This window comes from Janthinobacterium sp., from assembly GCF_009923995.1.
Classification (GTDB): Bacteria; Pseudomonadota; Gammaproteobacteria; order Burkholderiales; family Burkholderiaceae_D; genus Janthinobacterium.
Window position 1 is genome coordinate 1 of sequence record NZ_RFSK01000029.1, and the last position, 20788, is coordinate 20788.

The window sequence follows — 20788 nt, forward strand, 5'->3', positions numbered from 1 at the left end:
AGCGACGCGCAGGAGTTTCCGCGCCCCAACGAACAGCTGATGGGGCAGCCTTATCGCTACCTCTACACTCTTGCGCTGCCCGCCGGCGGTGTCCCGTCCTTCGTCAGCAGCACCCGCATCTTCAAGCAGGATCTGGTCGATCGCGCCCGTGAGGTGCATGATTTCGGCCCCGGCCGCGTGCCCGGCGAGTTCGTCTTTGTCCCGCGCGCGCAGGCAAGCGCCGAGGATGATGGCTGGCTGATGGGCTATGTCATCGACACCGCCGCTGACACGACGGATCTCGTGATCCTCGATGCACAGAAATTTGAAGGCCGCCCGGTCGCATCGGTCCATATACCGCATCGCATCCCACCGGGGTTCCACGGCAATTGGGTTCCGAGCGCGTAACAGCCCTGTCCTGTTCGGAATGAGCCTGTCGATATGGCCCTGCGGGTTCTTCAGCACCCCGCAAAGGCCCGACAGGCTCAGGGCATTTCCACACGCATGACGATTGGCACCGCGCGCAGCCCCGCCTGCGCCGACCTCTTTATTTAACATAATACTTGTAAATCTCAGACGCGCCCCCATCTCGGGTGGACCGGATGCCGCATTGGGTCCGGCTGGGCGGGGGCCATCCCCCTCTCGCGCCCCCGCCCAAACTAAATGTTGCTTATGAAAGGACATTCAAGATGCGCACCATGTTTGATTTTACGCCCTATCGCCGCTCCGCCATCGGCTTTGACCGCCTGGCACAGCTGCTCAATGAACAGCGCGCCGATGCACAGCCCAGCTATCCACCTTACAACATCGAACTGGTGTCGGAAGACAAATACCGCATCGTGATGGCATTGGCGGGCTTCTCGCGCGAAGAGATCGATATCATCACCGAACGCGATTCGCTGCACGTCACGGGCCGCAAGCAGAAAGATGGCGTCGAGCGTACTTTCTTGCACCGTGGCATCGCTGCCCGCGATTTCGAACAGCGCTTCCAGCTGGCCAACCACGTGAAGGTCACGGGCGCCACGTTTGAAAACGGCATGCTGACCATCGACCTGGTGCGTGAAGTGCCGGAAGCGCTGAAACCGCGCAAGATCGAGATCGGCACCAGCACCGGCAGCCCTGCCGCGTTCAGCGCGCTGGAACAGCGCCAGGCCGCTTAAGCGGCCAGGCCCAGGCTGGTCGCGGCGTCCCTGCGGCGCCCGGCCAGCTCGCGGCAGCTCTCCCCCCATGCAGTAAAATACTGGCCGGTTCATCCGGCCAGTGTCACGTCCAGGCTCCGTCCGGCTCACCGTTCGGCCTGCGTCCGGACTCTCCATCGATCGCCATGCGATGTGCGTGCGGCGGGCAGGATTAAGCGATGCTTAAAGGCGCAAACGCCTGTTTCCAAATGGAAAAATGTTAAGCACCGCCTAAGACTCCTGGCCCACTATTGCATACATCAAAATCTCATTGAATGAGGAGCAATTCATGGAACAGCAAACGAATACCGCATCTCTTAAAATCAAACGCACCGTAGCCGCGCTGGCCGCGATCGGTGTGCTGGGCGCCGGCGGCGCCATGGTGGTACATCAGAACAATGCCGGCGCGAACGCCGCCGCCGGTGCCGCCGCCCCCGTGGCCGCCGCCGTCGCGCCTGCCGCTGCCGCGCCGCTGGTGGCCTTGCCCGACTTTAGCGAGATCGCCGCGCGCAACAGCCCGGCCGTCGTCAATATCAGCGTCACGGGCAGCACCAAGGTCGGCTACGACCCATCGGCCCAGGCCGGCAACGACGACTTCGGCAACGACCCCTTCTTCGAGTTCTTCCGCCGCTTCCAGGGGCCGCAGGGCGGACAGCGGGGCGGCCGCGACGTGCCTACGCACGGCCTCGGTTCCGGCTTCATCGTCAGCCCGGACGGCATCATCATGACCAACGCCCACGTGGTGCGCGATGCGCGCGAGGTGACGGTTAAACTGAACGACCGCCGCGAATTCCGCGCCAAGGTGCTGGGCTCGGATCCGAAGACGGACATCGCCGTGCTGAAGATCGACGCCAACAACCTGCCCGTCGTGCCGCTGGGTCATTCGAGCGACTTGAAAGTGGGCGAGTGGGTACTGGCCATCGGTTCTCCTTATGGCTTTGACAGCACGGTGACGGCCGGCGTCGTCAGCGCCAAGGGACGTTCCTTGCCCGACGACAGCAACGTGCCCTTCATCCAGACGGACGTGGCGGTGAATCCCGGCAACTCGGGCGGCCCCCTGTTCAACACGCGCGGCGAAGTGGTCGGCATCAATTCGCAGATCTACAGCCAGACGGGCGGCTTCCAGGGCCTGTCCTTCGCCATTCCCATCGACCTAGCCGGCCGCATCAAGGACCAGATCGTCGCCACGGGCAAGGCCAGCCACGCCAAGCTGGGCGTGACGGTGCAGGAAGTGAACCAGGGCTTTGCCGACTCGTTCAAGCTGGCCACGCCGGAAGGCGCGCTGGTGGCCAACGTGGAGCGGGGCAGCCCGGCCGACAAGGCGGGCCTGAAGTCCGGCGACGTGGTGCGCAAGGTGAATGGCCAGCGCATCATCGGCTCGGCCGACTTGCCGGCCCTGGTGGGCACGTCCTTGCCAGGCGACAAGATCAGCATGGATGTCTGGCGTGACGGCAAGATCGTCAGCCTGACGGCCACCCTGGGCAATGCCGCCGACAAGGTGGCCGAAGTGGCGAAGAGCGATGGCGCCGCGGGCAAGGTAAAGCTGGGCCTGGCCCTGCGTCCGTTACAATCGGATGAAAAACGCGAGGCGGGCATCAGCGCCGGCCTGCTGGTGGAAGACGCCGGCGGCGCCGCCGCGAATGCCGGGGTGCAGCCGGGCGACGTGTTATTGTCGGTCAATGGCCGTCCCGTCAACACCGTCGAGCAGGTGCGCGACGTGGTCGACAAGTCCGCCAAGTCGGTGGCCTTGCTGATCCAGCGGGGACCGGACAAGATTTTCATTCCCGTGCGGCTGGGGTAATGAGTACCGGAGTCAGTCACTTCGTGAGCGGAATGTGTCCCATCGGGACACATTCCCCCGTCGGGGCCGACCCCAGCTTTTCATCTTTTGGGGTGAAAGCAAGCATAACAAAATAGAAAGGCAAGCCATGCGCTTATTGCTGGTAGAAGACGATACGATGATCGGCGAGGTGGTGCTCGACCTGCTGCGCGCCGAGCACTACGCGGTGGACTGGGTCAAGGATGGCGACATGGCCGATACGGCCCTGCAGACGCAGACCTATGACCTGGTGCTGCTGGACCTGGGCTTGCCGCGCAAGGATGGCCTCGACGTGCTGCGCTCGATGCGCTTGCGCAAGCTCGACACGCCGGTGCTCGTCGCCACGGCGCGCGACGCCGTCGAGCAGCGCATCGCCGGCCTGGACGCGGGCGCCGACGACTACGTCCTGAAACCATACGACCTCGACGAGCTGCTGGCGCGTATCCGCGCCCTGCTGCGGCGCGCCTCGGGCCGCCCGGAACCCGTTTTCGAGCACCAGGGCGTGTCCATCAATCCGCTGACGCGCGAAGTGATCGCCGATGGCCATCCCGTCAACCTGTCGGCGCGCGAGTGGGCCGTGCTGGAAGCCTTGATCGCGCGCCCCGGCATCGTGCTGTCGCGCGCGCAGCTGGAAGAAAAGCTGTACAGCTGGAAGGATGAAGTCAACAGCAATGCCGTGGAAGTGTATATCCATGGCTTGCGCAAGAAGCTGGGCAGCGACTTGATCCAGAACGTGCGCGGCCTCGGCTACATGGTGCCCAAGGCATGAGGATGAAGGTCACGGTGACGCACTCGCTGCGGGGCCGCCTGCTGTGGTTCCTGCTGGCGGCCATCATCATGGCGGCCCTGGCGCAGGCCTCGATCGCCTACCGCAGCGCGCTGTACGACGCCGACCAGATCTTCGACTACCACATGCAGCAGATGGCCCTGTCGTTGCGCTCGGGCGCGCCGCTGGCCAATCACGCGGAAGCCTTGCCGGCTGACCCCGTCAACAACGACATGGTGGTGCAGGTGTGGACCCCGGACGGCGTGCAGGTGTTCCGTTCGATCACGCGCGCGGAACTGCCGCAGCGCGCCGTGCTGGGCTTTTCCAACGTGAAGGCCAACGGCACCACCTACCGCATCTTTTCCGTGCAGACCAGTTCCCAGACCGTGCAGATCGCCCAGGACATGGCCGTCAGGAAGCGCATGGCCGGCAGCCTGGCGCTGCGCACGGTGGGCCCCATCGCGCTGATGGCGCCTATCCTGATGCTCGTCGTCTGGTGGGTCGTCAGCGGTTCGCTGGCGCCCGTCTCGCGCGTGCGCAAGCAGGTGGCGGCGCGCCAGGCGGACGACCTGTCGCCCGTCTCGGAAGCGGGCCTGCCCGACGAAGTGCGGCCCCTCGTGCATGAACTCAATCTGCTGTTCGGACGCGTGAAGACGGCGTTCGACGCGCAGCAGCACTTCGTCGCCGACGCCGCGCATGAACTGCGCACGCCGCTGGCGGCGCTGAAGCTGCAGGTATTGAGCCTGGAGCGGGCCGAATCGGAAGAAAAGCGCAGCCTGGCCATTTCCCGCGTCAGCGCCGGCATCGAGCGGGCCACGCGCCTGGTCGAGCAACTGCTGGTGCTGGCGCGCCAGGAGGCGAGCGCCGCCAGCGGCGACCAGCTGCAGGCGGTGGACTTGAACGACGTCGTCAAGCGCGCGCTGGGCGACATGGCCGGCATCGCGCAGGCGCGCAAGATCGACCTGGGCCTGCATCATATGGACCCGGCCAAGGTGGCCGGCCAGGCCGACGCGCTCAACATCATGCTGCGCAACCTGGTCGACAACGCCATCAAGTACACGCCGCAGGGCGGCACGGTGGACATCGACCTGCGCGCCAGCCCCGTCGGCGTGACCCTGTCCGTGGAAGACAGCGGTCCCGGCATCCCGCCCGAGGAGCGCGAGCGCGTCTTCAGCCGCTTCTACCGCGTGCCCGGCACGGACGCCAACGGCAGCGGCCTGGGACTGGCCATCATCAAGGCCATCGCCGAGCGCCATGGCGCGCGCCTGGTGCTGGACAAGTCCGAGCGCCTGGGCGGCCTGTGCGTGCGCGTGGAGTTCCCGCAAGCCGTGAAAAAATAGCGTTTTAACCAGTATCTTTGGCATGTCGCATTGACGTACGCGCCGCCGGCCTATATTGTCTGCGCAATAAGCATTCAAGCAAACGGAGCGCAGCATGCAGAAGATCGGCTTTTCAGGCACCCTCGACCCCATCACCAACGGCCACATGTGGGTGATCGGGGAAGCGCGCTCGCTCGCCGACGAGGTGATCGTCTTCCTGTCGCAAAACCCCGCCAAGAAACCGCAGTTCCCCGCCGAAGACCGCAAGCGCATCATCGAGCAGAGTGCGCGCGAGTGCGGCTGGGACAATGTGCAGGTGGTCATCGTGAAGGGCGACTACACGGCGCGCGCGGCGAAAAAGCACGGCTGCGACTACCTGATCCGCGGCATCCGCACGACGGCCGATTTCGACTATGAAAACCTGATCCAGCAAACCAATGTGGACGTGCTGCAGGGTGCCAAGACCATCTTCGTGATGCCGCCGCGCGACCTCGGTTCCGTCAGTTCCAGCTTCGTCAAGGCGCTGGAAGGCCCCGTCGGCTGGAACTGGACCATGAAGAAATTCGTCCCCGGTCCCGCCTACCACGCGTGGATACTCGACTGCCTGCGCAAGGAGTGGGAAGCGCTGTGGAACTACGCCACCGCGTCGCAGGCCGACATCGCGCTGGCGGACCACTGGTTCGCGCACCTGACGGGGCCGCAGGCGTATGGCGGCCCTGACCGCCACTATCACAACCTCGACCACCTGGTGCACGGCCTGTCCGAAATCCGCGTGTGGGCGGACAACACCTATGCGCCCAAGCGCGACAGCGCGCTGGTGAAGAAAGCCTTCTGGTTCCACGACGCCGTCTATGGCCACGACGAGGATGCCCTGTATTCCAGCGAAGAAGCGAGTGCCCAGCTGTGGCTGGGCAGCGGCCTCGACGTGGGCGATAACCTTGATGTAGCGCAATTGATCCGCGCCACGGACCACTTCCAGGGGCCGGGTATCGCTCACACGCTGAAGGATGCCATGCTCAGCGCCGACCTGGCCATCCTGGGCCAGGACGAGGAAGTGTATCAAGCCTATGCGCGCGCCATCGGCCGCGAATACGCGCACGTGGAGCCCGCGCGCTTCCAGCAGCAGCGGGGCCTGGCTTTGCAGCACCTGTGCGCCAAGGCGCAGGCAGGCCAGCTGTTCGGCGATCCTTATTTTGCCAGCCAGTACAACGAGCGGGCGATCGACAACATGCAGAAAGAGATCGCGGCGCTGGCGGGCGGCTGAACTCAGGCGCGGGCGGCGGCATGCGCCAGCGCATCCTCGAGCCGGTCGTTGCCCCAGAAGAGTTCGCCGCCGCTGATGAAGCTGGGCGCGCCGAACAGGTTCAAGGCCTGTGCCTGCTGCGTCTGGCGGCGCAGGCGCAGCTTGTTGTCCTGCGTCAAAGCCAGCGCGAGGATGGCGCCTGCATCGAGGCCCAGTTCTTGCAACACCTCGCCGACGGCTTCGGCGTTGTCGATATCGCGGTCCGCGGCAAAATTCATCGTCATCATGCGCTGGGCAAATGGCGCGATCCAGCCCTGGTCCGCGCCGACGAGGGCCACGCGCATGGGCAGCAGGGCCGTGCGGGGAAAGGTGGCAGGCTGGCGCCACGGCAAGCCGTATTTGTCGCACTGGCGCGCCATGTCGCGCCACGCGTAGTCTCCCTTGATTTTTTGCAAGACAAACGGCGACGTTTCCCAGCCCAGGGCCTGGAAGACGACGCCCAGCAGGAAGGGCTTCCAGGCCACTGCCACATGGCGTTCGCGCGCCAGCGCCTCGATGCGCATGACGCTCAGGTAGCTGTAGTTGCTGCCGAAATCGAACCAGAATTCCAGTGTGGCCGGGGGCATGGCATCTCTCTCGATGGTGGTGGACTCGGATGGCATCTTACATGGAATGCCGCACGCGTCCAGGGGCCGGGAAACGCCGCCGGCCGGCCATGGCATTTTCCCGCATGGCGGCTGGCGCTGCCAGTTCGACAGCGGTTTTGGGCATTCCATTCATCCCAATCGGCACTCTGTCTTAAAAAACGCCTGTCCGCCGTGCTTTTTTCTACACTCATGTTTTCCTGGATGCGCAGGACAGCAAGATATGTTGCGCGGCGCAGGAAAGGATATGCAGGACAAGCCGGGAGGTCGATGCCGACCCTCTTCCTGGCAGGCCCGCTCCCGGTGCAGCCCGCCCGGGCCAGGACGCCTGCCGCCGATATGGACAGCGCGATGCCGCCTCTGGCGTCATTGCCACTTAGGTGAGATGCAAAATAATATGATGAATATGCCGGTCTTCCACACCGCTGGTCTTCTGCTGGGCCTGTGCAGCGTTTCGCTGCAGGCCGGCGCCGATACGCCGCCGCCCACGGCCTTGTCCGCGCAGGAGGCGGCGGCGTCGGTCAATGTGGCGGGCATGCGGGACCCGGACTGGAAACCTTACAGCGCCATGCTGAAAGGCGTGGCAAGGTTCGAGGAAAAGCATGCCCTGGCACCTGCGGCAGAGCTGAAATTCATCCTGGAGCCTCGCCGTCCCGATGTCGACATGAGCGCACTCCAGCTCAGGCTGGAGAGTGACGAGGCGGGTCTGGCGATACCGCTGGGGGAGAGGAATATCTTTACCTTGCCCGTCGGGCAAGGCCCGCTGTATGCGACGGCGGAACTGGCGCTGAACCGGAAAGCCGGTTCCGTCAGATGGATACCCTACGTGAGGAGCGCGGGGACGAGCGATACCCGCCGCCGCCTGGGCGACCTGAGACTGGCGTGCGAGGTGCACTGGGCCATCGACAAGGAAACCCTGCCGTTCGCGATGCGCACCGCCATGAGCGCATTGGGCGGCCCTTGCAATTTCGTTTCCGCCAAGGGAACCTACAGCTTTGCCGAAGCGCGGCCCATCAGCGGCGCGACGATCAGCTTTGGCGGGAAAACCGCGCCCGTGCCCTTCAACGCGTCGTCGTTTACGCCGCCCTTGCGGGACCGGGACTGGGACGACGACAGCGTGATCGACTTGACTTTTGAAAACGCTGCGCTTGCCGCGGTTCCCGGCCCTGAGCGCAGCGGCGACGTGCCCCCGCCGGAGCCGGCGGCGCCGCTGCCGGCGGCGGGCGCATCGGAGGCGCGCTGAAAAGACCGGGGAAAAACAGCGGCTGCCCCTGCTGGCGCAGCCGCACGCTTGCCAGCTGGATGCGGATCAGAACTTCACCCACAGGCGCCCAAAGTAGGAGGCGCCGTTCAGGCCGAACTGCACGCTGTCGTACTTGAAGCCGTTGTCCGTTTCGTCCGGATTCTGCGCGGTGGGCTTGACGTTGAAGATGTTGTTGCCGCCAAAGGTCAGCTTGGTGTTCTTGCTGATGCTGTAGGTGAAGCTCAGGTCGGCCGAGGTCTTGGCCGCATAATGGGCGTTCGGCACGCCGGCGGCCGTGCCGCTGAAGGTGCCCAGGGTTTGCGGGCCAAAATAGATGATGCGCAAGTCCGATTCCAGCTTGCCCGTGAAGTAGTCGAAGCCCAGGGTGGCTTTCGAACGGGGACCGCCCTGTTCGATGAACAGGCGCTCGCGCTCGGACAGCAGCACGTCTGCATAGCCTTTCAGCGAGTCCGGCGTCTTGACTTTCGTCACTTCCGTCTTGCTCAGGTTCAAGGCCAGGAAGGTGTTCAGGCGGTTGCCGGCCAGTTCGCCCTTGTGCGCAGCCGTCAGGTCCAGGCCGCGCGTGCGCGTGTCGATGGAATTGACGAAAAATTGCGCCTCGCCCACGCCCAGGAGGGCCAGGCGCGCCGCCAGGTCCGGGTAGTTGTCCGCATTGAAGCGGCCCGACAGCACGATGCGGTCCTTGATCTTGATGTTGTACAAGTCGGCCGTGATGGAGAGGGCTTGCGTCGGCGTCCAGGTGGTGCCAAACGTAAAACTGGTGGATTTTTCTTCCTTCAGTTTCGGGATGCCGGCCGCGTTGGCGACGGCGCCGCCGTTCGGCGCCAGCACCACGTCCGTGGGCACGCCGCCGATGAAGTCCGTGAAGGTGGACGAGAAATACACTTGCTGCAAGGACGGGGCGCGGAAGCCCGTGCTGGCCGAGCCGCGCAGCAGCACGTCCGGCGCCACTTTATAGCTGGCGGCCAGCTTGCCCGTCACGGTGGAGCCGAAATCGCTGAATTTTTCATAGCGCAGGGCGGCCTGGGTCTTCAGGCGTTCCGTCCAGTCCAGTTCCACGTCGCCATACGCGGCGATGCTGTGGCGCCTGGCCTTGGTGGCGTCGCCGGGCTGGAAGCCGGGGAAGCCCTGGCTGCCCGCGTTGCCGCCCACGCCCACGCCGTCCGCGTCGATGTAGGAGCCCGGCTCGCCCGCCATGATCCTGTATTCCTCGCTGCGGTATTCGGCGCCGAAGGCCACGTTCATGCCGCGCATCACCGTGTCGTAGTAGCGGCTGAAATCGGCGTTGCTGGTCAGCTGCTGGAAGGAGAAGCCGCCCGCGTCAAAGCTGCTGGCGCTGACACCCTTGCCGCCTTTTAACAGGTCGAGGTTGGCGATGGAGGCGTTCAGGGTATGGCTGATGTCGTAGCGCATCTTGTTGTAGCCATAGGTTTGCGAAAAGTCCGCATGCCATTCGCCGATCTGGCTGCGGTGGCCGATGGTGGCGTACTGGTCGTCGATCTTGCCATTGATGAAAGGCACGAAGCCGTCCGGATACATGGCGGCCGAATTGCGCGACGGGATGTCGTCGCTGCCGATGCCGCCCCTGCCGAACGCGGCGCTGGAGGCGTCGCGCGTTTGCGCGCCGGCCGTGAAGTACAGCTTGCCCGTGGCACTGGTGGCGTAGTCGCCATTCACGTACAGGGTCTTGTTCTGCGACTTGGTGTCGCCGATGATGCGCATGCTGTCCGCGTCCGCCCGGTTCGAGCGGCCCCGGTCCAGGTATTCGCCGGTAATCGCGATGGTGCCCTTGTCGCCCAGGGCGATGCCGCAGTAGGCGGACGTCAGGTAATTCTTGCCGTCGCCGGCCGAATACTGGCTGTAGCCGGCCACCGCTTCGCAGCCCAGGCTTTTCTTCAGTTCGATGTCGATCACGCCGGCGATGGCGTCCGAGCCGTACTGGGCGGCGGCACCGTCGCGCAGCACTTGCACGTTCTTGATCGCCAGCAAAGGAATGGCATTCATGTCCGTGCCCGTGTTGCCGCGGTTGCGCGCGCCGAACAGGTTGACGAGGGCCGTCGTGTGGCGCCGCTTGCCGTTCACCAGCACGAGGGTCTGGTCCGAGCCGAGACCGCGCAGGGCGGCCGAATCGATCAGGTCGGCCCCGTCCGCGCCCGTCTGGCGCGTGGAGTTGAACGAGGGGGAAATGTATTGCAGGGTTTGCGCGAGGTCAAACTGTCCGCCTTGCTCGGCCACCTTGGAAATGGGGATGATATCGACCGGCACCATGGTGTCCGTGGCGGAACTGGCGACCCGGCGCGAGCCGACCACGCTGACCGTTTGCACGGGGCCGTCCGTGGCCGCCGGATCGTTGCTCTGCGCCATGGCGGCGGGGCTGAAGGCGGCCAGGGCGGCGCTGCCGTACAGGCTGGCGAGGATGGCTTGACGCAAGGTGGTGAGGGTCGGCACGCAGTATCTCCAAGTGGCTGATGAGCAAGATTCGTGATTTGATTCTAGTGCCATCATTTCATCATTCACCAGCGATACTTTGTTTTGTTATTACAAATTTGCTGTAACTGTTGTTTCCTGGTTGTTTATCTTTTGCTCATCGGCAGGCTTGCCTTGCGCTGGTGCGCGACGCCCCGTTCAGGTGCTCATTTGCACCATGCCGCCTACCCGGATTTCCCCTTGGTGGTATTGCACCTGGATCAGGCAGGGCTGCTGCGTGACGTGGCCCTGGTGCAGGCGCAGCGACTGTTGCAAATGCAGTGCCAGCGCGCCCGCCGCCACGCCCGTGGCGCTGTCTTCCAGCGCCGGGTCCAGGTGGTTGAAGTTGCGTCCCTCATATGCGTTTTCGCCGACGCGGCAATACGCATAGCAGCCGCTGACCTGGTGCAGGGTGCTCCAGTCGGCGATCAGTTCCAGGTTCGGCCGCAGCGCGCGCAGGGTGGTGCGGTCGGCCACTTCCAGCAGCAGCTTCGGGCTGCCGACGGAGGCGATCACGGGCGGCGACAGCAGGTGCATGTGCTGGCCCATGAGTTCCGACGGCACGTGCTTTTCCACCATGACGGCAGGCGCCGGCTGCGGCGCCAGGCCGATGAAGAGTCCTTCTTCGCTGCGCAGCAGCTGCAAGGCTTGCCCGCGCATGGCGGTGGCAACCGTCAAGGTGGCCGGGCCGCCGGGCGCCGCCAGCAGCACATGCGCGGCCGCCAGGGTGGCATGCAGGCACAGGGGGCTGCGCGTGTGCGGGTAAAAATAGTCGAGCACGATGCTGCCGTCCGTTTGGCGGTCGATGAAGACGCAGGCGCTGACCTGGCGCGCGCGGGCAAAGGCCTGGCGCTCGGCTTCGCTGCCGTGGTGGTTTTCCACGACGAGGGCGGCATTGCCGCCGCCGGGTTCGGCGCCGAAGCATTTCAACAGGTGGACGATCATGGCAGTCGCGGCAAAGGTAAAACATCAGCATAACCGAGAAGGGAGTGTCCGGATGAGTATAATATACTGTGTTTATATACAGTATTGAGGTAGATCATGTGGGGCGCAGTCTTACCCGAGTATGCTGAGTTGTATTGCCTGACCAATTTCAGCTTTTTGCAGGGCGCCTCGCATGCGCAGGAGCTGGTGGCGCGCGCCGTCCAGCTGGGCTACCACGCGCTGGCCATCACGGACGAGTGTTCGCTGGCCGGCGTCGTGCGCGCCCATGCCGTGGCCAAGCGGGCCGGTTTCCCGCTGATCATCGGCGCGCATTTTCACCTGACGCAGGCCGATGGCAGCCCGGGGCCGTCCCTGCTGGCGCTGGTGCGGGATTGCGAAGGGTATGGCAACCTGTCGGAACTGATCACCATGGCGCGCACGCGGGCGGCCAAGGGGCGCTACCTGCTGACGCCGGACGATTTCGCCGCGCCGTCGGCCGAGTTTGCCCATTTGCGGGGGCTGCCCGGCTGCCTGATGATCTTGCTGCCCGGCTATCCGGCCCGGCCGGAGACGCTGCGCGCGCACGGCGCGTGGATGGCGGCCACCTTTGGCGGCGAGCGCAGCTGGGTAGGCCTGAATCTGTTGCAGCGGGCGCAGGATGACGCCCACCGCCTGGTGGTGCAGGAAGCCGCGCAGGCGCAGGGCTTGCCCGTGGTGGCCGTGGGCCACGTGTGCATGCACGTGCGCTCGCGCAAGCCCCTGCTCGACACCCTGTGCGCCATCCGCGTGGGCAAGCCCGTGGGCGAGTGCGGCTATGCGCTGACGCAAAATGCGGAGCAGCATCTGCGCGCCCGCTTGCGCCTGGCCAATGTGTATCCGCCGCCAGCGCTGGCGGAAACCCTGCGCATCGCCAGGCAGTGCACCTTCTCGCTCGACAGCCTGCGCTATGACTATCCGGACGAGCTGGTGCCGCATGGCCACACGACGGCGACGTATTTGCGCGAGGAAACGTATGCGGGCGCGCGCGTGCGTTTTCCGCTGGGCATTCCTGCCAACGTGCAGGAGCAGATCGAGCAGGAACTGGCGCTGATCGCCGAGCTGTCGTATGAAGCCTATTTTTTGACCGTCTACGACATCGTGCGCTTTGCGCGCGCGCAAAACATCCTGTGCCAGGGCAGGGGCTCGGCTGCCAATTCGGCCGTCTGCTATTGCCTGCACATCACGGAAGTGGACCCGGCGCGCGGCAATTGCCTGGTGGGGCGCTTCATGTCGCGCGAGCGCAACGAGCCGCCCGACATCGACGTGGATTTCGAGCACCAGCGGCGCGAAGAAGTCATCCAGTATATCTACGGCAAATATGGGCGCGAGCGGGCCGCGCTGGCGGCCGTGGTGATCAGCTACCGGCCGAAGAGCGCCTTGCGCGACAGCGGCCGGGCGCTGGGCGTGGACCTGGCCATCGTGGAAAAAGTGGCCAAGGCGCACCGCTGGTTCGACGGCAAGCACGACCTGTTGAACCGCCTGGCCGAATGCGGACTGGACCCGGAAGCGGAGCTGTCGCAGCAGTGGGCCTCCCTGGCGCAGCAGCTGCTGGGCTTTCCCCGCCACCTGTCGCAGCATCCGGGCGGCTTTGTCATCGCCCAGGGGAAATTGTCGCGCCTGGTGCCCATCGAAAACGCGGCCATGGCCGGGCGCAGCGTCATCGAGTGGGACAAGGATGACCTGGAAGAACTGGGCCTGATGAAGGTGGACGTGCTGGCGCTGGGCATGCTGTCGGCCCTGCGCCGCGCCCTGGAGCTGGTCGGCGCGCGGCGCGGCGAAGAATTCCGCATGCAGGACATTCCCTGCGAAGACCCCGCCACCTACGACATGATGTGCGAGGCCGACACCATCGGCGTGTTCCAGATCGAGTCGCGCGCGCAGATGAGCATGCTGCCCCGCCTGCGCCCGCGCGAATTCTACGACCTCGTCATCGAAGTGGCGCTCGTGCGTCCCGGCCCCATCCAGGGCGGCATGGTGCATCCGTATCTGCAGCGGCGCCAGCGGAAGGAGCCGGTCGACTATCCCAAGGGGCTGGAAAAGGCGCTGGGGCGCACCCTGGGCATCCCCATCTTCCAGGAGCAGGTGATGCAGGTGGCCGTCATCGCCGCCGATTTCACGCCCGGCGAGGCGGACCAGCTGCGGCGCGCCATGGCAGCCTGGAAACGCAAGGGCGGCATGAATAATTACGAGGCCCGCATCGTCGATGCCATGGTGGACAATGGCTATGAAGAAGCGTTTGCCAAGGCCATCTTCAGCCAGATCGAGGGCTTCGGCGAATACGGCTTTCCCGAGTCGCACGCGGCCAGCTTCGCCTTGCTGACCTATGCCAGTTCCTGGCTGAAATGCCACGAACCGGCCGCCTTCCTGTGCGCCTTGCTGAACAGCCAGCCCATGGGCTTTTACAGCCCCTCGCAGCTGGTGCAGGACGCGCGCCGCCATGGCGTGCCCGTGTTGCCCGTCGACGTGGCCGTCAGCGGCTGGGAGGCGGCGCTGGAAGCGCCGGGAGGGCAGGGAGGGCAGGGCGCCGCGCCCGCCGTGCGCCTGGGCTTGAACAGCCTGTTCGGCATGCGCGCGGAGGCGGCCCAGCGCATCGAGGATGCGCGCGCCATCGCCGCTTTTGCCGACGTGGCCGACCTGGCGCGTCGTGGCGGCCTGGACCGCCATGACTTGCAGGTGCTGGCGGCCGGCAACGCGCTGCACGCGCTGGCCGGCCACCGGCGCGCGGCGCTGTGGCAGGCGGCCGGCGCCGTGCCCGACAGGGACTTGCTGCGCGCCACCACGCCAGAGGAAGACGCGCCCGTGCTGGCCGCCCCCTCGGAAGGCGAGAGCATCGTCAGCGACTACCGCAGCCAGGGGCTGACCCTGGGCCGCCACCCGCTGGCGCTGCTGCGCACGCAGTTGCTGGCGCAGCGCTTCCTGCCCGCTTCCACGCTGAGCTGTTATACCAACGGGCAAGTGGCGCGCGCCTGCGGCATCGTCACCGTGCGCCAGCGCCCGGGCACGGCCAAGGGTGTCGTCTTCATGACCCTGGAAGACGAGACGGGCACGGTGAACGTCATCGTCTGGCCGGACCTCGTGGAAAGCCAGCGGCGCGAAGTGCTCAGCGCGCCGCTGCTGGGCGTGTACGGCGTGTGGCAGCAGGAAGGCATCGTGCGCAACCTGGTGGCCAAGCGCCTGGTCGACATGTCGCATTTGCTGGGACGCTTGCGCACCAGCAGCCGCGATTTTTGCTGAGTGTTGTATAAAAGGATGCCGGCATGGCATGATTTACGCATGACACCCTTGCCCGAACCGACTCTGCGTCCCGCCCTGGTGGCGGACGCGCCCGCCATCGTCGCCCTGATCGACGACCTGATGCCTTTTTTAACCCTGCACCCGGACGGTGCGGGAGCGGAAAAGTTCATCGAGCATTGCCGCCAGCCGGCCATCGAAGGCTATCTGTCGCAGAGCCGCTACGCCTACCAGCTCGCGCATATCGATGGCGAACTGGCCGGTGTGGTGGCCATGCGCGACAACACGCATCTGTTCCACATGTTCGTGCCGCGCGCGCTGCACCGGCGCGGCATGGCGCGCCGGCTGTGGCAGGCGGCGCGTGACGCTTCCATCGCCGCCGGCAATACGACGGGCTTTACGGTGAACGCCTCCCTGTATGCCTTGCCCCTGTATGCGCGCCTGGGCTTTGTCGCCACCGGGCCGAAGGTGGAGATGGATGGCATCGCCTTCGTGCCGATGTGCATGGCACTGGATTGACTTTCCACCCAGGAGCGGGGACCTCAGCGACCTGGTGCCCGTCGCATATCTGTGCGCACTTCCATCAATAGCCCGCGCTTTTGCAGAATGATTCTGCCAACAAGGAAGGCGATTCCCCAGCTGAACATGGCAGCGGCAAGGAACAGTGTCCGGCCATCCGGTTCCTGATAGTGTCGAAATAAATGGCTGCATCCGCACACAAGACCGCTGACGCCAAACAGCAATAATGGCTTCACATCGGCGATGAAGTTCGCATAGGCGCCGGGGCCACATCGTGCGTCCACTTTGGCGGCCAGCGACGGCACCTGGAATGGATATCCGCTGACTTTGCTGGCGAACAGCGCGGCGGCCAGGATTTGTGCCAGTAAAAGCCAATAATCGCGCGATAAATCAAAACCGTGAAGCAGCTTGTCCGGGAAGGTATGGACGGAATAATAGGCCATACCGCATATCCAGATAGCGGCGGCAAGGGCTTTTGAGATGCTCATCGTTGATCCTGAAAAGGTTGGTTTTAATACCAGACGCGCCACATTACACCATCAAGCGACCAGAGCCTAGCGATGGCAGCAAGGGACCGCCGGCCAGGCTACGCCCCCTGCATGCGTTTGACCTGTCTGACGCATTACCACCTGACGATCTTGCCTGGATTCATGATGTTCTTCGGGTCCAGCGCGTGCTTGACGGCGCGCATGGTGTCGATGGCGCCTTCGCCATGTTCTTCCACGAGGAAGGCCATCTTGTGCATGCCCACGCCATGCTCGCCCGTGCACGTGCCGTCCATGCCGATGGCGCGCGTGACCATGTCGCTGTTGACCTTCTCCGCGCGGGCGATGTCGGACGGGTCATCGGGATCGACCAGCATCTGCACGTGGAAGTTGCCGTCGCCCACGTGGCCGATGATGGCATAGACGAGGCCCTGCGCCTCGCAATCGGCCTGGGTGGCGAGAATGCATTCGGCCAGGCGCGAAATGGGCACGCAGCAATCGGTGGAAATGGCGCGGCTGCCGGGGCGCATCTGCAGCAGGGCAAAGTATGCGTTGTGGCGCGCGGCCCACAGGCGCGAGCGCTCTTCGGGGCGGCTGGCCCAGGCGAAATCGCTGGCGCCATGTTCCGCCGTGATGGCTTGCACCAGCTGCGCCTGCTCGCTCACGCCGGCCGGCGTGCCGTGGAACTCGAACAGCAATAATGGCTTTTGCGGCAGGGCCATCTTGTCGTAGGCATTGATGGCTTTGACGCCGTTCTCGTCGAGAAACTCGACCCGTGCCACGGGAATACCCATCTGGATGGTCTGGATCACGGCATTGACGGCTTCGCCCGTGCCGGGGAACGAGCACACGGCCGCCGAGATCGCTTCCGGCAGCGGATACAGTTTCACCGTCACTTCCGTGATGATGCCCAAGGTGCCTTCGCTGCCGACGAACAGGCGCGTCAGGTCGTAGCCGGCCGAGGATTTTTTCGCCCGCGTCCCCGTCTTGATGATGCGCCCGTCCGCCGTCACCACCGTCAGGGCCAGCACGTTTTCGCGCATGGTGCCGTAGCGCACGGCGTTCGTGCCCGAGGCGCGCGTGGCGGCCATGCCGCCGAGGGACGCATTGGCGCCCGGGTCGATGGGGAAGAACAGGCCCGTGTCGCGGAGCTCCTCGTTCAGCTGCTTGCGCGTCACGCCCGCCTGCACGGTGGCCGTCAAGTCCTCAGCATGCACGGCGACCATCTGGTTCATGTGCGACAGGTCTATCGTCACGCCGCCATGCAGGGCCAGCACGTGACCTTCGAGCGAGGTGCCGCTGCCGTAGGCGATGACGGGCACGTCGTGCGCGCTGCACAGCTTGACGGCGGCCGCGACTTCCTCGGTGGAATGAGCGAAAATGACGGCATCGGGCAGCATGGGGGGATAGCTCGACTCGTCGCGGCCATGGTGGTCGCGCATGGCTTGCGTCATGGAAAAGCGGTCGGCAAAGATCAGGGAAAGTACGGCAGCAAGGGATACTGGCAGCGGTTTTTTCAGCACCGCCAACTGGTCAGTTTGATTCACGCAAGTCCTCCGTTTTTTTTATTCTACTCCGCGCCCGGCGATTGCGCCGGGGCCGTCACCGTTGATTTTTACCAGTGGCAAAAAAATTTCCCTGGATAGGCGTGCATTGGTTGTAAATGAGAATCATTTCTATTAGAATGCCCGCCAGTAGTTATTTTGCAATGTATCATCTGACCCGCAGCGTTGACCCGAAAGGCCCCGCCCATGAAATTCCCCCTGTCCCTCGCCACCGTCCTGCCCGCCTGCGTGCTGGCCCTGAGCGCCTGCAGCAGCGTAGCGCCGGCAGGCGGCGCCGCCACGACGGCCACTGCCACTGCGCAAGACGTGCGCCAGCTGGGCGAGATCGTCGACCTGCGCAGCGGCCAGCGCGTCAGCGCCGAGCAATTGCTGGCCCGGCTGGCCGCCGCGCCCCGCGTCATCATCGGCGAACAGCATGACCAGCTCAGCCATCACCAGATCGAGCAGTGGCTGCTGCAGCAATTGCAGGGCCAGCGCCCGCAAGGCAGCGTGCTGCTGGAAATGCTGAATCCCGACCAGCAAGCCAAGGTGGACAAGGTCAAGCCATGGCTGCAGACGGACCCCGTCGTGCGTCCCGAACACGTGGCCGAGCTGCTGGCCTGGCAGCCGAACTGGAAGTGGGAGCAATATGGCGACCTGGTGATGACCGTGATGCGCGCGCCGTATCCCGTCTGGTCGGCCAATCTGGACCGCAGCGAGATCAAGCAACTGTTCATCGACCAGCCGGCCGTGCAGGGCAAGCACAGCAACCTGGCCAACGACGGCAAGGTGCACGAGAAATTGAAGGACATCATCCGCGTCATGCATGACAACCAGATCGACGCGCCGCGCCTGGCCGCCATGCTGTCGGTGCAGCAGCAGCGCGACCGCCGCATGGCCGAGCGCCTGCTGGCCGCGCCCGCGCCGGCCGTGCTGATCGCCGGCGCCTACCATGCGCACAAGGACCTGGGCGTGCCGCTGCACGTGCAGGACTTGACGGGCGGCCCCGCGCCGCTGGTTCTCGTCCTGGCGCAGCAGGGCGCCGCCGTGCAGGCACCGCAGGCGGATTTCGTGTGGTACACGCCGGTCGTGGCACCCGCCGTCGCCAGCGCCAAGTAATGCGCTTGACGTCGCTCCGCTGTCCCTGACGTCACCCGTTTGATACCGCCGGGCGTTCAGCCCGGCACTCTCCCCCCAGCAAGCTCTTCCGTAGCAGCCAGGTAGTCCGTCCGACTTTTTTGCATGCGCGTGCGCGCCGTTGGCGCAGCCATGCCTGTTAACTGTAGAAGCTTCCATGCCAGTCCCCTTGTTCCGTATCAAAGCCGTCGCCGCTGGCGCCGCTCTTTCCCTGTTGCCAGCCGCCGTGCACGCGTCCGCGCTGCCGCACGACATGTCGCCCCTGGGCATGTTTTTCGCCGCCGACCAGGTCGTCAAAAGCGTGCTCGTCGGTTTATTGATCGCCGCGCTGGCCACCTGGGTGGTCTTGCTGGTGAAGGGCGCCAGCCTGCTGGCGGCGCGGCGGGCGGCGGCAGGCGCCGTCGCCGTGCTCAAGCCGGCCACGTCCTTGTCCGACGCGGCGGCCAGGGTGGCGGACGCCGGCGCGGGAAGCAGCGCGGTGGCGCGGCAATTGCTCGACGAGGTGCAGCAGGAGCTGAGTTTGTCGCACGCCAGCGCGCCGGCGGCGGCCCTGAAGGAGCGGGCCGGCTTTCGCCAGGAACAGTGGATTGCGCAGCAGGTGCGCGGCATGACGCAGGGCATAGGCTTGCTCGCCAGCATAGGCGCCGTGGCGCCCTTCGTCGGCCTGTTCGGCACCGTGTGGGGCATCATGAACAGTTTCATCGGCATTGCCGCCAGCCAGAGCACGAACCTGGCGACAGTGGCGCCGGGCATCGCGGAAGCCTTGCTGGCCACCGCCCTGGGCCTGGTGGCGGCGATTCCCGCCGTCGTCATCTACAACGTCTTGAGCCGTGGCATCAACCAGTACAAGGCGCAGCTGCGCGCCGCTTCCGCGCAAGTGCTGCTGATGCTGAGCCGCGACCTCGACACGCGCAAGCAGGCCTGAGCCATGGCCAGTCTTTTTCCCACGCCGGACGACGATACGGCCGACATGCCGGAGTTGAGCGAGATCAACGTCACGCCCTTCATCGACGTCATGCTGGTGCTGCTGATTATCTTCATGGTGGTCTCGCCGCTGGCCACCGTCGACCTGAAGATCGACTTGCCTGCCGCCACGGCCAGGCCCGAGCCCCGTCCCGAAAAACCTCTGTTTGTTTCCCTGAAGGCGGACCGCAGCCTGTACCTGGGAGAATCGCCCGTGGCGCGCGAGCAGCTGGGCCGCCTGCTGGACGCGCAGACGGGCGGCGACCGCCAGCGCACCCTGTTTTTCCAGGCCGACAAGCAGGCCGCGTATGAAGACGTGCTGGGCGTGATGGATGCGCTGCGCCAGGCCGGTTATCTGAAAGTGGGCCTGGTCGGCCGGGAGGGCGGGTGAGTTCGCCGATATTTTCACGCGTCCTTGTGCCGGCATCTGCAACGGCATCGGCATCGGCGCCGTTGCCGGCGCTGGCGCCCCGTCCCTTCCTGAGCTGGGGCATCGCCACGTCGCTGGTGGCGGCGGTTGCCCTGGCGCTGCTGCTGTGGGCCAGCTGGCAGCCTGTCGCCGTGGCGCCCGCCAATCCGGCCGCCAGCGTGATGGTGGTGTTTGCCGCGCAGGCGATGTCGCCGGAAACACGGCAGGCGGCCGCGGCAGGGGCGCGCCGGTCGGCCGCCGCCAGCGCCGCCCGACCGCCCGACAGTGCGACGCGGCAGGAAGCCGTGCCCGTGCTGGCGCGGGCCGCCGCGCCGGAGATCGTCGCGGCGGAAAAAGAGGAAAAGGCGGCGGCCAGTCCGTCGGCGGAGCCGGGCCAGGATGCCGCCAAGGAAGCTTCCGTGCCCGCCCAGGCCAGCAGCAGCGCCACGCCGGCACCCAGCCCCGTGCGCGGGCCGCAGGCGGCGCCGTTCGACAGCGACACGCCGCCGGCCAGCGCGGCCCCCGCCAGCTGGCAAAGCCGCGTGCTCAGCCATCTGGCCCGCTTCAAGCGCTATCCGGGCGACGCGCGCCAGCGCAAGCGGGCCGGCGCCGCGTGGGTGCGCTTCCAGGTGGACCGCGACGGCAAGCTGCTGGCCAGCGAGCTGGTGACGTCGTCGGGCACGGTGCTGCTGGACCGCGAAGCGCTGCAAGTGCTGCAGCGCGCGCAACCGTTGCCGGCGCCGCCCGGCAATGTCCTGCACCAGGGCACGGTGACCGTCACCTTGCCCGTCTCGTTCAAGCTGGAAACAGGACAGGACCAGGCATGAGGATGCCGATTGTTTTTCATCAGAAAAATCTA

At 65.4% G+C, this 20788-nt stretch carries 18 protein-coding genes; 13 read left to right on the forward strand and 5 right to left on the reverse strand.

Going from position 1 to position 20788, the window contains the following annotated elements:
* The 6 genes from EBS11_RS15425 to coaD form a co-directional block, all read left to right on the forward strand.
* Positions 1-387, forward strand: a 387-nt coding sequence (locus EBS11_RS15425) for a carotenoid oxygenase family protein (RefSeq protein WP_290604060.1), incomplete at its 5' end; no start/stop codon positions are given.
* Between the two features lie 281 nt (positions 388-668).
* Positions 669-1139, forward strand: coding sequence for an Hsp20 family protein (locus EBS11_RS15430; protein ID WP_290604062.1), 471 nt, complete (start codon positions 669-671; stop codon positions 1137-1139).
* Positions 1140-1446: 307 nt separating this feature from the next.
* Positions 1447-2958 (forward strand): Do family serine endopeptidase, encoded by a 1512-nt coding sequence (locus tag EBS11_RS15435; protein ID WP_290604064.1) that lies wholly within the window; start codon positions 1447-1449, stop codon positions 2956-2958.
* Between the two features lie 127 nt (positions 2959-3085).
* Positions 3086-3745, forward strand: a complete 660-nt coding sequence (locus EBS11_RS15440; protein WP_076568048.1) for a response regulator transcription factor — start codon at positions 3086-3088, stop codon at positions 3743-3745.
* A gap of 2 nt (positions 3746-3747) precedes the next feature.
* A complete protein-coding gene (locus EBS11_RS15445; protein WP_290604172.1) occupies positions 3748-5082 on the forward strand; it encodes an ATP-binding protein in 1335 nt (444 codons plus the stop codon).
* 94 nt (positions 5083-5176) lie between these two features.
* Complete coding sequence (coaD, locus tag EBS11_RS15450; RefSeq protein WP_290604068.1) at positions 5177-6325, forward strand: pantetheine-phosphate adenylyltransferase; 1149 nt, start codon at positions 5177-5179, stop codon at positions 6323-6325.
* Positions 6326-6327: 2 nt separating this feature from the next.
* Here the strand turns inward: coaD and EBS11_RS15455 are convergent, their stop codons facing one another.
* On the reverse strand, positions 6328-6930 hold the full coding sequence (locus EBS11_RS15455) for a 2-hydroxychromene-2-carboxylate isomerase (protein ID WP_290604070.1): 603 nt from the start codon (positions 6928-6930) through the stop codon (positions 6328-6330).
* Between the two features lie 415 nt (positions 6931-7345).
* Here EBS11_RS15455 and EBS11_RS15460 point away from each other — a divergent pair, with 415 nt between their 5' ends.
* Entirely contained in the window at positions 7346-8191 is an 846-nt protein-coding gene (locus tag EBS11_RS15460) for a hypothetical protein (RefSeq protein WP_290604072.1), read from the forward strand.
* 66 nt (positions 8192-8257) lie between these two features.
* Here the strand turns inward: EBS11_RS15460 and EBS11_RS15465 are convergent, their stop codons facing one another.
* Together EBS11_RS15465 and EBS11_RS15470 are read right to left on the reverse strand one after the other, a co-directional pair.
* A complete protein-coding gene (locus EBS11_RS15465) occupies positions 8258-10660 on the reverse strand; it encodes a TonB-dependent receptor (RefSeq protein WP_290604074.1) in 2403 nt (800 codons plus the stop codon).
* A gap of 177 nt (positions 10661-10837) precedes the next feature.
* Positions 10838-11623, reverse strand: coding sequence for a PhzF family phenazine biosynthesis protein (locus EBS11_RS15470; protein ID WP_290604076.1), 786 nt, complete (start codon positions 11621-11623; stop codon positions 10838-10840).
* Between the two features lie 96 nt (positions 11624-11719).
* Between EBS11_RS15470 and EBS11_RS15475 the strand changes: the two genes are divergently transcribed.
* On the forward strand, positions 11720-14875 hold the full coding sequence (locus tag EBS11_RS15475; protein ID WP_290604078.1) for an error-prone DNA polymerase: 3156 nt from the start codon (positions 11720-11722) through the stop codon (positions 14873-14875).
* 39 nt (positions 14876-14914) lie between these two features.
* On the forward strand, positions 14915-15391 hold the full coding sequence (locus tag EBS11_RS15480; protein WP_290604080.1) for a GNAT family N-acetyltransferase: 477 nt from the start codon (positions 14915-14917) through the stop codon (positions 15389-15391).
* A gap of 23 nt (positions 15392-15414) precedes the next feature.
* On the opposite strand, the gene EBS11_RS15485 is transcribed toward EBS11_RS15480, so the two are convergent.
* Both EBS11_RS15485 and EBS11_RS15490 read right to left on the reverse strand, forming a co-directional pair.
* On the reverse strand, positions 15415-15879 hold the full coding sequence (locus EBS11_RS15485) for a hypothetical protein (protein ID WP_290604082.1): 465 nt from the start codon (positions 15877-15879) through the stop codon (positions 15415-15417).
* Positions 15880-16013: 134 nt separating this feature from the next.
* Positions 16014-17330 carry an FAD-linked oxidase C-terminal domain-containing protein gene (locus tag EBS11_RS15490; RefSeq protein WP_290604174.1) on the reverse strand — a complete coding sequence of 439 codons (1317 nt, stop codon included), beginning with the start codon at positions 17328-17330 and terminating at the stop codon, positions 16014-16016.
* Positions 17331-17627: 297 nt separating this feature from the next.
* Between EBS11_RS15490 and EBS11_RS15495 the strand changes: the two genes are divergently transcribed.
* The 4 genes from EBS11_RS15495 (at position 17628) to EBS11_RS15510 (ending at position 20756) form a co-directional block, all read left to right on the forward strand.
* Positions 17628-18539, forward strand: a complete 912-nt coding sequence (locus EBS11_RS15495; RefSeq protein ID WP_290604084.1) for a ChaN family lipoprotein — start codon at positions 17628-17630, stop codon at positions 18537-18539.
* Between the two features lie 175 nt (positions 18540-18714).
* Positions 18715-19482 (forward strand): tonB-system energizer ExbB, encoded by a 768-nt coding sequence (gene exbB, locus EBS11_RS15500; RefSeq protein WP_290604086.1) that lies wholly within the window; start codon positions 18715-18717, stop codon positions 19480-19482.
* A gap of 3 nt (positions 19483-19485) precedes the next feature.
* Positions 19486-19911, forward strand: a complete 426-nt coding sequence (exbD, locus tag EBS11_RS15505) for a TonB system transport protein ExbD (protein ID WP_290604088.1) — start codon at positions 19486-19488, stop codon at positions 19909-19911.
* Between the two features lie 26 nt (positions 19912-19937).
* Complete coding sequence (locus EBS11_RS15510; protein ID WP_290604090.1) at positions 19938-20756, forward strand: TonB family protein; 819 nt, start codon at positions 19938-19940, stop codon at positions 20754-20756.
* Positions 20757-20788: the final 32 nt, after the last annotated feature.